Source organism: Chryseobacterium defluvii (genome assembly GCF_003634775.1).
Classification (GTDB): Bacteria; Bacteroidota; Bacteroidia; order Flavobacteriales; family Weeksellaceae; genus Chryseobacterium; species Chryseobacterium defluvii.
This window is the reverse complement of record NZ_RBXB01000003.1, coordinates 888,806-902,067: the sequence shown is the minus strand read 5'-3', so window position 1 is coordinate 902,067 and position 13,262 is coordinate 888,806. Positions and strand designations below refer to the sequence as shown.

Annotated in this window: 8 protein-coding genes; 3 read left to right on the top strand and 5 right to left on the bottom strand. The window is 38.9% G+C overall.

Annotated features, from left to right (window positions below; genetic code table 11):
- Positions 1–268 precede the first annotated feature (268 nt).
- The 3 genes from BCF58_RS16025 to BCF58_RS16015 all read left to right on the top strand — a co-directional run bounded on the left by BCF58_RS16025 (position 269) and on the right by BCF58_RS16015 (position 7,701).
- Positions 269–3,040 carry a bifunctional aconitate hydratase 2/2-methylisocitrate dehydratase gene (locus BCF58_RS16025; protein ID WP_121462804.1) on the top strand — a complete coding sequence of 924 codons (2,772 nt, stop codon included), beginning with the start codon at positions 269–271 and terminating at the stop codon, positions 3,038–3,040.
- A 62-nt stretch (positions 3,041–3,102) separates the two neighbouring features.
- A complete protein-coding gene (locus BCF58_RS16020) occupies positions 3,103–5,373 on the top strand; it encodes an aconitate hydratase (RefSeq protein ID WP_121462803.1) in 2,271 nt (756 codons plus the stop codon).
- Positions 5,374–5,490: 117 nt separating this feature from the next.
- Complete coding sequence (locus BCF58_RS16015; RefSeq protein WP_121462802.1) at positions 5,491–7,701, top strand: outer membrane beta-barrel family protein; 2,211 nt, start codon at positions 5,491–5,493, stop codon at positions 7,699–7,701.
- A 45-nt stretch (positions 7,702–7,746) separates the two neighbouring features.
- Here BCF58_RS16015 and BCF58_RS16010 read toward each other — a convergent pair whose 3' ends face one another.
- The 5 genes from BCF58_RS16010 to BCF58_RS15990 all read right to left on the bottom strand — a co-directional run bounded on the left by BCF58_RS16010 (position 7,747) and on the right by BCF58_RS15990 (position 13,262).
- Positions 7,747–9,879: a fibronectin type III domain-containing protein gene (locus BCF58_RS16010; protein ID WP_147462072.1), complete on the bottom strand. Its 2,133-nt coding sequence runs from the start codon at positions 9,877–9,879 to the stop codon at positions 7,747–7,749.
- 143 nt (positions 9,880–10,022) lie between these two features.
- Complete coding sequence (locus tag BCF58_RS16005) at positions 10,023–10,733, bottom strand: HesA/MoeB/ThiF family protein (protein ID WP_121462800.1); 711 nt, start codon at positions 10,731–10,733, stop codon at positions 10,023–10,025.
- Between the two features lie 11 nt (positions 10,734–10,744).
- Positions 10,745–11,863 carry a 2-iminoacetate synthase ThiH gene (thiH, locus tag BCF58_RS16000; protein WP_121462799.1) on the bottom strand — a complete coding sequence of 373 codons (1,119 nt, stop codon included), beginning with the start codon at positions 11,861–11,863 and terminating at the stop codon, positions 10,745–10,747.
- A gap of 11 nt (positions 11,864–11,874) precedes the next feature.
- Complete coding sequence (locus BCF58_RS15995) at positions 11,875–12,651, bottom strand: thiazole synthase (protein ID WP_121462798.1); 777 nt, start codon at positions 12,649–12,651, stop codon at positions 11,875–11,877.
- The gene (locus BCF58_RS15990; RefSeq protein WP_121462797.1) at positions 12,648–13,262 is read right to left on the bottom strand and encodes a thiamine phosphate synthase; all 615 of its coding nucleotides are present in this window, start codon (positions 13,260–13,262) and stop codon (positions 12,648–12,650) included. Before BCF58_RS15990 ends, BCF58_RS15995 begins: the two co-directional genes overlap by 4 nt.

Here is a 13,262-nt window from a genome sequence, read left to right as displayed (position 1 = left end):
TCATCATTTGTTTGCAAAATTACGGCCAAAATAGAAAATATAAAAATCATATTTATAAAGAATCTAAATAAATTCATCTTTATAAAATAGTAAAATTTCGTAATTTTGGGAACATTTTTGGATGTTTGATACTTTTTAAAAAGTCCTTTTCTATTCACCTTTGGGACAGGGCATTATCTCACATCATAAGAAAACTACAGATTATACTGACTTCAGACTTACTAATCACTGTCTTATAATCTGATTTAAAAATTGAAAAGACTTCTATATGAGCATTTATAAGGATTACATCAAAGAGATTGAAGAAAGAAAAAACCAGGGGCTTCATCCAAAGCCAATTGACAGTGCTGAATTATTAAGCGAGATTATTGCACAAATAAAAGATCCAGGTAACGAAAACAGAACAGATTCTCTTAACTTTTTTATTTACAACACGCTACCGGGGACTACAAGTGCCGCTGGTGTGAAAGCTAAGTTTTTAAAAGAAATTATTCTTGGTGAATCCATTGTAGAAGAAATATCTCCTGCTTTTGCTTTTGAGTTGCTATCTCATATGAAAGGCGGTAAATCTATTGAAGTATTGCTGGATTTAGCTTTAGGCCATGATATTTCTATTGCCAAAGAAGCTGCAAACGTTCTTAAAACACAGGTTTTCCTTTATGAAGCGGACACGACCCGCTTAAAGGATGCATTCAATGGCGGTAATGAAATCGCAAAAGAAATTCTTGAAAGCTACGCACAAGCTGAATTCTTCACGAAACTGCCTGAAGTTGCTGAAGAAATTAAAGTCGTTACTTATATTGCAGGAGAAGGTGACATTTCCACAGACTTACTTTCTCCGGGTAATCAGGCACACTCCCGTTCTGACAGAGAGCTTCACGGTAAATGTATGATCACTCCTCAAGCCCAGGAAGAAATCAGGACATTGCAGGCACAGCATCCTGATAAAAGTGTAATGCTGATTGCAGAAAAAGGCACAATGGGAGTTGGTTCATCAAGAATGTCAGGAGTAAACAACGTGGCTCTTTGGACAGGTAAACAAGCGAGTCCCTATGTACCATTCGTAAATATTGCTCCGATTGTTGGAGGTACAAATGGTATTTCTCCGATATTCCTTACTACTGTTGACGTAACCGGAGGAATTGGTATCGACCTTAAAAACTGGGTTAAAAAACTTGATGAGAATGGGAACCCTATCCGTAACGAAAATGGAGAGCCTATTCTTGAAGAAGCATACTCCGTTGCTACAGGGACTGTTCTTACTATCAACACAAAAAAGAAAAAATTATATAACGGAGACCAGGAGCTGATTGACATTTCTAAAGCTTTTACGCCTCAGAAAATGGAATTCATTAGAGCCGGAGGGTCATACGCCATCGTATTCGGTAAAAAGCTTCAAACATTTGCGGCACAGCTTTTAGGTGTTGAAGCGCCTCAGGTTTTTGCTCCGTCAAAAGAAATTTCTCATGAAGGACAAGGTCTTACAGCGGTAGAAAAGATATTCAACAGAAATGCTGTTGGTGTAACACCCGGAAAAGTATTACACGCCGGTTCTGATGTTCGCGTACAGGTTAATATCGTAGGTTCACAGGACACCACCGGTCTTATGACTGCGCAGGAATTAGAGTCAATGGCTGCGACAGTGATTTCCCCGATTGTTGACGGTGCTTACCAGTCAGGTTGCCACACCGCTTCGGTTTGGGATAAAAAAGCTCAGGCAAATATTCCGAAACTGATGAGATTCATGAACGATTTCGGTTTGATCACAGCCCGTGACCCGAAAGGCGAATATCATGCGATGACCGATGTAATTCACAAAGTTCTTAACGATATCACTGTAGACGAGTGGGCAATCATCATTGGTGGTGATTCACACACAAGAATGTCTAAAGGTGTAGCCTTTGGAGCTGACTCCGGAACCGTTGCACTAGCTTTGGCTACAGGGGAGGCATCTATGCCTATTCCTGAGTCTGTAAAAGTGACGTTCAAAGGAGATATGAAGGAACACATGGATTTCCGTGATGTTGTTCATGCGACACAGGCTCAAATGTTGAAGCAGTTTGGCGGAGAGAATGTATTCCAAGGTAGAATCATCGAGGTTCACATTGGAACACTTCCTGCGGATCAGGCATTCACATTCACAGACTGGACTGCAGAGATGAAGGCAAAAGCCTCTATCTGTATTTCCCAGGATGATACTTTGATCCAGTCTTTAGAAATCGCTAAAGGCAGAATCCAGATCATGATCGATAAGGGTATGGACAATAAAAATCAGGTTCTTAAAGGACTGATTGAAAAAGCCGATAAGAGAATTGCAGAGATTCAATCAGGTGAAAAACCTGCTTTAACACCGGATGCCAATGCTAAATATTATGCCGAAGTGGTTGTTGATCTTGATGTGATCGTAGAGCCAATGATTGCAGACCCGGATGTAAACAATGAAGATATTTCTAAACGATATACTCACGATACTATCCGAGCGCTTTCATATTATAGCGGAGAGAAAAAAGTAGATCTTGGCTTTGTCGGATCGTGTATGGTTCACAAAGGTGACCTGAAGATTGTTTCTCAGATGCTAAGAAATATTGAAAAACAACAAGGTAAGGTAGAATTTAATGCTCCGCTTGTTGTGGCAGCCCCTACCTATAACATCATTGACGAGCTTAAAAATGAAGGGGACTGGGATTTATTGCAAAAATATTCCGGCTTTGAATTTGATGACAATGCTCCTAAAGGGGAAGCTCGTGTCGAATACAAAAATATGATGTATCTTGAACGTCCTGGCTGTAACCTTTGTATGGGTAATCAGGAAAAAGCAGCTAAAGGAGATACGGTATTGGCAACCTCAACCCGCCTTTTCCAGGGAAGAGTGGTTGAAGATTCCGAACGTAAAAAGGGAGAATCCTTACTGGCATCAACTCCGGTTGTTGTATTATCTGCCATTATTGGAAGAATTCCTAATATAGATGAATATAAAGCTGCTGTTGATGGCATTGACCTGACTAAATTTGCTCCTCCTATCAAGGAATTAGTTAAATAATGTAGTCATTCGCTATTTTAGCTGTTGATAAATATAAATATAAAAACCTTAATTTAAGAGATATGATTTTTGATATTGATATGATCAAAAAAGTGTACGAGCGTTACCCTGAAAGGATTGCTGCAGCAAGACAAATTGTGGGAAAACCTCTTACCCTTTCAGAAAAAATCCTTTATACCCACCTTTGGGAAGGAAATGCTACACAAGCATATGAAAGAGGAAACTCTTATGTAGACTTCGCGCCGGACAGAGTAGCTATGCAGGATGCAACTGCACAGATGGCACTCTTACAATTCATGCAGGCAGGAAAAACCAAAGTAGCGGTTCCCTCAACTGCTCATGCAGATCACTTGATTCAGGCGAAAGTAGGCGCTGATAAAGATTTACAAGAAGGTATCAACAAGAACTCTGAGGTTTTCAACTTCCTGAGTTCTGTTTGTGATAAATATGGAATCGGTTTCTGGAAGCCGGGAGCCGGTATTATTCACCAGGTAGTATTAGAGAATTATGCTTTTCCCGGAGGTATGATGATCGGAACTGACTCCCACACGGTAAACGCCGGAGGTTTAGGGATGGTTGCTATAGGTGTAGGAGGCGCTGATGCAGTAGATGTAATGGCCGGAATGGCTTGGGAACTTAAAATGCCTAAGCTTATCGGGGTAAAATTAACTGGTAAAATGAACGGATGGACTTCAGCAAAAGACGTGATCCTGAAAGTAGCCGGAATTCTTACAGTAAAAGGAGGAACAGGATGCATCATCGAATATTTCGGTGAAGGTGCAGAGTCTCTTTCTGCAACCGGTAAAGGAACAATCTGTAATATGGGTGCTGAAGTAGGTGCTACCACCTCTACTTTCGGATATGATGATTCTATGAGAAGATATCTGGCCGCAACAGGCAGACAGGAAGTGGTAGATGCAGCTGACAAAATTGCTGAACATTTAACGGGTGATGCTGAAGTATATGCTAATCCGGAACAGTATTTCGATCAGGTTATTGAAATCAACCTTTCTGAATTGGCGCCCCATCTTAACGGGCCTTTCACTCCGGATTTGGCAACTCCTGTTTCTGAGTTCAAAGCGAAAGCTGAAGCTAACGGATGGCCTTTAGAAGTTGAATGGGCTCTCATCGGGTCTTGTACCAACTCTTCGTATGAGGATTTATCAAGAGCTGCATCCATCGTTGAAGATGCGGTGGCAAAAGGAGTGAAGCCTAAAGCGATTTTAGGAATCAACCCTGGTTCTGAGCAGGTGAAATTTACGGCAGAAAGAGATGGGTTTTTAGATTCTTTCAGAAAATTCGAGAATGCCAGAATCTTTACCAACGCTTGTGGACCTTGTATAGGACAATGGGACAGAGAAGGCGCTGAAAAAGGAGAGAAAAATTCAATCATCCACTCTTTCAACAGAAACTTTGCTAAAAGAGCAGACGGTAATCCGAATACTCATGCATTTGTAGCTTCTCCTGAAATGGTAGCTGCGATTGCAATCTCCGGAAGATTAGATTTTAATCCGATTACTGATACTTTAACTGCTGAAAACGGGGAGCAGGTAAAACTAAATGAGCCGAAAGGTTCTGAATTACCCGCTAAAGGTTTTGCGGTAGAAGATAACGGATATCAGGCTCCGTCTGAAGACGGTTCTTCTGTGGTAGTAAACGTAAGTCCTACTTCAGACAGACTTCAGTTATTAGAAGAATTCCCAGCTTGGGATGGTAAAAACATCGAAGGGGCTAAAGTTTTAATTAAAGCCTTCGGAAAATGTACTACCGACCATATTTCTATGGCGGGGCCATGGCTGAAATACAGGGGACACCTTGATAATATTTCCAACAACATGTTGATTGGAGCTGTCAATGCTTACAACATGGAAACCAATAAAGTTAAAAACTTGCTGACCGGTGAATATGGTGAGGTTCCTGCTGTACAGAGAGCTTATAAAGCTGCCGGAATTCCTTCCATTGTTGTAGGTGATCAGAACTATGGGGAAGGCTCTTCAAGAGAGCACGCCGCCATGGAACCAAGACATCTTGGAGTAAAGGCGGTATTGGTAAAATCATTTGCGAGAATCCACGAGACCAATCTTAAGAAGCAAGGTATGCTTGGGTTAACTTTTGCTAACGAATCTGATTATGACAAAATTTTAGAAGACGACACCGTAAACTTCTTAGACTTAGATCAGTTTGCTCCCGGAAAACAATTGACATTAGAGTTTGTACATGCTGATGGAACTAAAGATATCATCATGGCCAACCATACTTATAATGCTCAGCAAATTGAATGGTTCAAGGCTGGTTCTGCACTGAACTTAATTAAACTACAAGAAAAAAATTAAGATTAATTGTTAGATCGATTAATATAAAAGCGGCTTCAAATAGAAGTCGCTTTTTATTTTTATTTCTTGTAACGAAACTGTTTTTTCTGCGTCTAACCAAGTGTAGTAAAAAACATTATGAAAAAAACAATTGTTGCCTTATCTCTGATAAGCTCTTTAACGGTGTATGCCCAGGAGAAGCCGAACAATCAAGTAAAAGAAAAACAAATTGAGGGTGTCACCATCACCAAAACTAAAAAAGCTGTTGAGCAAAAAGCAGATCGTACGATCTTCGATTTTTCTGAGCAGCCTCAGCTTAATAATGGAAATGTTTTGGAGGGCATTAAAAAACTTCCCGGACTTATTTCTACCGATATTGCCGGAATGATGTATCAGGGAAAAGTTCTGGATGTATTTTTGAACGGAAGGCCTTTAAATATTACTTCTAATGAACTGAATTCTTTCCTGGAAGGTATGCCTGCCAATTCGGTAGACAGAATTGAAGTAATCACACAGCCGGGTGCAGAATTTCCTGCTACCTCAGGTGGAGCAATCATGAATATCATCACAAATAAAAATGCCAATAAATATTTAACGGCAACCTATTCCGGGAACTATTCATTCACAAACTATGATAAATTCCGAAGCAGAACTTCGAACTCCCTAAATTTGAATGCCAGAAATAAAATTTTCGGATGGCAATTGAATATCGGGCAGAATTACCGTGAAAGTAATCTGAGAACGTTACAGGACGTATTATTGAATAGTAACACAGACAGAATCGGAAGAGGATACTTTGCAAAATCAGGTTTGACTTTTGATCTTGGACAGGACCGATTATTAGTAAACTACGATATTTATCACAACAATAATGACAACTATACGGCAAGTAACGGACTTGCGGATATTCCCATAGCACCGGATACTTTCAGAGAAACGATATTTGAAGCTTCGGATGCAGCTCATACGAACAGTTTAAGGCAGGAAGCGGTAGTAACTTATCAAAAAAGATTTACAGACAAGTCTCAAAAATTGGATTTTCAGTTTGGGTATACAAAATCTGACAGTAAATTCATACAGGATAATTTCTTCCAAAAAGGTGTTTTCACAGATAATAATCAGGAATATTTCATTCCCGGAACAAAAGGGCTTTTGGATAATAAAACGGATATAAGCATTGCCAATTTCAAAGTGGATTACTCTCAACCTATCAATATTCTGGATGGCGGAAAAGTAAGCTTGGGAGGTTTATATGAAAGACAGGATCTGGATACGGAGAGTAAAGGTTTAACTAACTTAGAGTACCAAAGACAAACGGCTTCCACTTATCTGGAATTCCAGGCGAAATTGAAAAAATTTGATTTCATTTTGGGTTCCCGTGCAGAAAATTATGATATCTCCGGAGTAACAAGAGTGATAAAGTCCGGAACAGTTGTTGAGGGTGATTTGAGACCTTTCAACCGATTCAAGTTATTCCCGAATGCAAGTGTTCAGTATAACCTGATGAATCAAGTATATGTAGCTGCCAATTATAATAAAAAAATCAACTTGCCAAGTATTTCTGCTCTAAACCCGAATAACGTGATTTTTGCAGGGCCAAACACGCAGGTGACAGGTAATCCTAATCTACAGCCTACTATTTTTGATAATTACGAATTGAAGATCTCTGCATTTGATTATGCATTTATCGGGTATAATGTAAGCTCTGCTAAAAACCAGGTAGCGCAGATCATCAGGAAGAATGGTAAAAATCTTACTAATGAGCAGATCAACATTTCGAATATGAGAATTCATAATTTTAATGTAGGTCTTCCTGTTCCTTTTATGCTTTTCACTAAACCTTTGAGTGAAGTGATGAAGTTTAATTTCAACCCTGACAAGATCAACTTTATGTATATCTACGCAGGATATCAGAAACATGATATCGATAATCTGAATAATAAAGGATTCTGGATCTTCAACATCATGACACAGCTGATTTTACCTAAAGATATCAAGTTAACGGCAAATTACAGTTATCTGACTCCGAAGGCGGGTTACTTCTACTTTACGGCAGAGAAACCGTTTAATAATTCTTTCGACCTTACCCTTACGAAAAAGTTTATGGATAACCGCTTAACGCTTTCCGTTTTTGCCAATGATATTTTCAATGGTCAGAAAATGCAGGTACGCTCTAATCCGCCAACCGGAGAAAGTGTATTTATGAGCAATAAATATGATACGAGAAATTTTGGTTTATCCGTCAATTATAAGATCCCTACTAGGAATAAGCTGGCCAAAGAAGATCCGAATATCTTAAACAATAATAAGAAAGAGGAGAATGGCGGTGTAATGCAGCAAGGACAATAAAAAAAGGCGGTAATTAAACCGCCTTCTTCTTTTGAAGTATACAAATTATTTCTTGATAATTTTATGTGAAGATATTGTATTATCCTTATATGTCACATTAAGGATATACACACCTTGCTTTAAATCTGATAAATTGATTGATGAGGAGGCCTGCCCGATTACTTTTAGAACCCTTCCAGAAGCTTCAAGTACAGCAATAGATTTTACCTTTTCCACATCGGAAATGTTGATCACATCACTGAATGGATTTGGATAGATTTTCAATTTATTCTTTTCTGCAATTTCTGAAGTTGCTAAGTTTTTCAGTTCATAAGAAACATTATCAATCGACAAACTATTTGCCGGGGTGCCTGGGTTTTTAATTGCCAGCTGAGTTACTCCTGCAGGGAGCACAGGAATATCGAATGAAAAAGGATATACCGTAGCAGTAGTAGCCACACTGAATGTTGTTAACTCAACAAAAGTATTTGTAGTGTCTAAATATCCGATCTGAAGAATTCCTCCTGCAGTAACTGAAGCTTTCGCATCAAATTTCAACCTGTAATTCCCAGACTGCAATGTATTCATCGGAGGTAAGGCTACATAAGCAATACGTGCTCCTGATGTCCACAGATATAAGGTATTAGTCCCTGTAATTGTTGAACTGGTACTATTAGAAATATGTCCTCCATTGGCTGTTCCTAAATTCGTCCAACAAATTGGTAAGACACCTCCAGTGCTTCCATTCGAAACAGCTGGATATCCCTCAAACCCTTCAAAATAAGCCCCTGTAATTGCATCACATTGTGTTGTAAAACTAGCTACACTGGTCCATGTACTTTTGTCTGATGTACCACAAGATGATCTTACCCAAACATAATAAGGTGTTGAAGACTGCAATGGACCAATTGGACTTGATAAGCCTGGGATATTCTGTACAGTAGGTGTAGTTGAAGCAGTTGGCGCTGTATTCGATGTGGAATAATATACTTCATAGGAAGCCGGAGTCACAGATGGTGCGGTCCAATTTACAGTAGCTGAATTTGTTGTAATATTTGTAATGTTTACACCAGAAGGAGTCCAGCAAGTTGGATGTGTTGTAAAATTCGTCACATTTGTCCAGGTACTTTTTTCCGATGTACCACAAGATGATCTTACCCAAACATAATAAGTTGTTAAAGGTTGCAAAGGATCAATAGGTGTTGATAAACCTGTAATGTTCTGTACAGTAGGTGGCGTTGAAGCAGTTGGCGCTGTATTCGATGTAGAATAATATACTTCATAAGAGCCTGGAGCTATTGACGGTGCAATCCAATTTACCGTAGCAGAATTCGTTGTGATATTTGTTATGTTAACACCAGATGGAGTCCAACAATTAGGAGGAGTCCAAGTATATGTTAATCCTGCGGTTGGCATCCCAGGAATAGCATTAACGGTATTCATATTCTGAGTACTGGAGCTTGTTGTTCCCGGTGTAGAATTAATAAACTCTAAGGTTGATGCATTTAGTCGGTTATTGAAATCAGCAGTAGTAGCTCCTCTTAATCCAACCTGTAACGTTCCTGAAATAGCTGTACTTCCTGCTAAATAAGTCCCGGCATCATAAACCATTTTGATAACATTTGATGTTTCCTGCAATCTTATCTGGAACGAGAAACTATATACTGTAGTAACTGCTGTAGCATTATTAGGTCTAAAATTTTTCCATTCTATAACAATTTCTCTATTAGGTGCTGTACCTATGGTTTCCCATACTATACTTCCACTGATTCCATTTACATTAAAAAAACTACTGATGTCTCTTCCGAAAATAGAAATCGCTCCTTCATACGTAGTTGTACTTGAAATAGGACTTGTAGTAGTTGTACTTGGTGCAGTAGTTCCAAAAGTAACAAAACCATTGCTTGATACATTCAACGAGCTATAAGATGTCCCGTTAAAAACAAAATTAAAAGGTAATGTTACAGGATATACGTTACTATTAAGATTCGTTGAAGTGGTATTATCGGTAGCTGTTCCTAATACCGCTGCTGTTCCTGAAGCTGGCGCATAACTTCCCGTTGACTGGGCAAAACTATAAGCATTAACTTGTGCATCGGCAGACTGATGAGTACCAAACAAAAAAGCAAGCCCAAGTATTGCTTTTTTAAGATAACTCTTATTTTTGATGCATTTTGATAAATTGTAAAAATGTTTCATAAGGTTCAATTGAATTAGCCATAAATATACATTTTTTTTGCAAAATAAATCAAAAACAAAAAAAAACACTGCCACATTGTTAATATGCAGAAAAATACAATACCCCTTTAAGCTATAACTCCCATTTCATTATTTAAACAACTCTAAAAATCAATTGTTTGAAATCTCCAGTGTAAAGTATCAACCAATGTCATCTGATTAACCAGGAAAGGAAGTTCTGTTATTATTTTCAAGGTTAAATTAGCCATCATGCTCCCTACAATTCCCGGCAAAGCTCCCAAGACACCCAGACTGTCACAATCCGGAATATCTTCATCAAAAGGAGGTTCGGGAAACAGACTCCTTAAATGTTTGCTTCCCTTATAATTGAATATAGCCACCTGTCCGGAAAAGCTCAAAATACTTCCATACACTAAAGGTTTATTCAATTTAACGCAGGTATCATTAATTAAATATCTGCTCTTAAAGTTGTCTGATCCGTCAATAATGATATCAAATTGAGAAAGGATTTGTTCTGCATTAGAGGGATCAATCTTTTCCTCAACACCAATAAAATGAACATGGTGATTGAGATTTTTTACAAATTCTTCTGCACTCTTCACTTTAGGTTTTCCTACATTATTTTCATTGTGAATGATCTGCCTGTTCAGATTATGCAATTCCACCTCATCAAAATCTGCCACACCCAAAGTGCCTACTCCCGCTGCCGCCAGATATTGAATAACGGGACTTCCCAATCCTCCGGCTCCTACCACGAGAACTTTTGAATTCATTATTTTCCTTTGACCATCCAAGCCGATTTCATCAATAAAAATCTGTCTGCTGTATCGGGAAAAAATATCTTCTCTCTTCACTTTTTGAATAATTAAAACCCAGTATAGACAGAGTCCCAGTCTTTCATTACGGGATCATATCCGGACTTTTTAATGATATTTCTTATTTCTTCCATACTTCTTTCATCACTGGTCTCGAACTGTTCCAGAGATTCCCGGTCTACTGCATATCCGCCGGGGTTGGTTTTAGAAGCAGCACTCATTGTTGTTGCCCCTAATGAAATAATATGATCTCTGAATTTTTCGTTTTCCCTCGTTGAAATGGAAATCTCTAAATCTTCATTCCAAATCCTGTAAGCACAGATCAGCTGAAGAAGATCTTTATCTTCCATAATAAAGTTAGGTTCAATAATCCCTTCTGCGGGCCTGAGTCTCGGAAATGAAACTGAAAATTTACTTTTCCAATAGCACTTTTGTAAATAATCAATGTGTAAAGCATTAAAAAAACTGTCTACACGCCAATCTTCGAGTCCTAGTAAAACACCCAATCCTATTTTGTGAATTCCCGCTTTTCCAATTCTGTCGGGGGTTTCCAGACGGAAATGGAAATTTGATTTTTTACCTTTAGGATGATATTCTTTATACACTTCCTGATGATACGTTTCCTGGTACACCAGGACAGAATGAACTCCTTCTTTGTGCAGCGCTGCATACTCTTCTTCCGACAAAGGCTGAACTTCAATGGAAATATTGGCAAAATGAGGCTTCAATAAACGAACTGCATTCAAAAAATAAGAAATACCTACTGTTTTATGGGCTTCACCACTTACCAACAAGATGTGATTGACACCCATTGATTTGAGCACGCTTGCTTCAATCATCAATTCCGTATCAGAAAGGGTTTTTCTTTTAATTTTATTATCTAAGCTGAAACCGCAATAGGTACAAATATTCTGGCATTCATTACTAAGGTATAATGGGGCATAGAGCTGAATGGTCTTTCCGAAACGTTTTTGCGTAATAAAGCGGGTCATGTTCGCCATTACTTCTAGTTTTTGAGCGGCAACAGGAGAAAGCAGGTTCAAAAAGTCTTCTATTGTTCTATTCTTTTTAGACAGGCTATATTCCACGTCTGATAGGGTCACTTTTTCAAGCCTTTGCTTTACCTCATCCCAATGATAGCGTTCAAAAAAGTCTTTAAAGGTGTTCATAGAAATTCAGATTAATCAAATAAGAAAGAAGTCAGTGGACTTGATGCTTCCGCATGATCGGAAATAGCTCCTAAGCCAGATTCAAAGGCTCTTCTTCCTGCAATAACACCCTCTTTAAAAGCCAATGCCATATTTACTGGATTTCTTGCCACAGCAATTGCGGTGTTTACCAACACAGCATCTGCACCCATCTCCATCGCTTTTGCCGCATCTGAAGGAGCTCCGATTCCTGCATCCACCACTACCGGAACATTGCTCTGACTGATAATGATCTCCAGAAAATCCAACGTCCGTAATCCCTTATTGGTTCCAATTGGCGCTCCTAATGGCATTACCACGGCTGTTCCGGCATCCTCTAAACGTTTGCATAAGACCGGATCGGCATGTATGTAGGGCATCACTATAAATCCTAGTTTTGCCAATTCTTCTGTAGCATATAGTGTTTCTATAGGATCGGGCAATAAATATTTGGGATCCGGATGTATTTCAAGCTTTACCCAGTTTGTTTCCAGGGCCTCTCTTGCCAATTGAGCCGCCAGTACTGCTTCTTTTGCCGTTCTTGCTCCCGAAGTATTGGGCAAAAGATGAGTTTTCGCAGGCTTTAAAGCAGTTAACAAATCATCTTCAGAAGCACCTGAGTCTATTCTTTTCAAAGCCATAGTCACCATATTGGTTTCTGAGGCTATAATAGATTTTGTCATTTCCGTAAGATTCCCAAATTTTCCTGTCCCTAAAAACAGTCTTGAATCAAAGATCCTGTCTGCTATTATTAATTGTTGATTTTTCATTGCATTACTTTTTTAAATTCACTGATGATGGAAGGTTGGGTAGTTAACTCTCCCGAAACAGCCACTCCATAGATTCCGATCTGTTGTAATAATTCTATATCATGTAAAGTAACTCCTCCAATGGCAAAGATGTTGGGAATTTCTATTGATTTTTCTTTCAGGCTTTCAATAATTTTCTGATACCCTTCAAATCCCAGAACCGGGCTTAAATTTTCTTTGGTAGAGGTAAACCTTAGCGGCCCTAAGCCTATATAGTCACAGGATTCATTAATTCTTTGCATCACATCGGAAAGAGCATTGCCCGTCCCACCAATCAGTTTGTGTTTTCCTAAAATATTTCTGGCTATTTCAACCGACAGGTCTTTTAATCCCAAATGAACTCCGTCTGCATCAATTTCTTTGGCTAATTGAACATGATCATTAATAATGCAAACAGCGTTATATTCCGAACAAAGCCACTTCGAAGTTTCGCAGAGCTTAATCAATTCATTTTCAGGAGCGTTTTTCCAACGAACCTGCACCCATTTTATTCCGTGATCTAACGTTTTCCGGATATTGATCTCCTGTTCCTGTTTGGTGTTTCCCTGTGATATGTATTGTAGTGTTTCCAT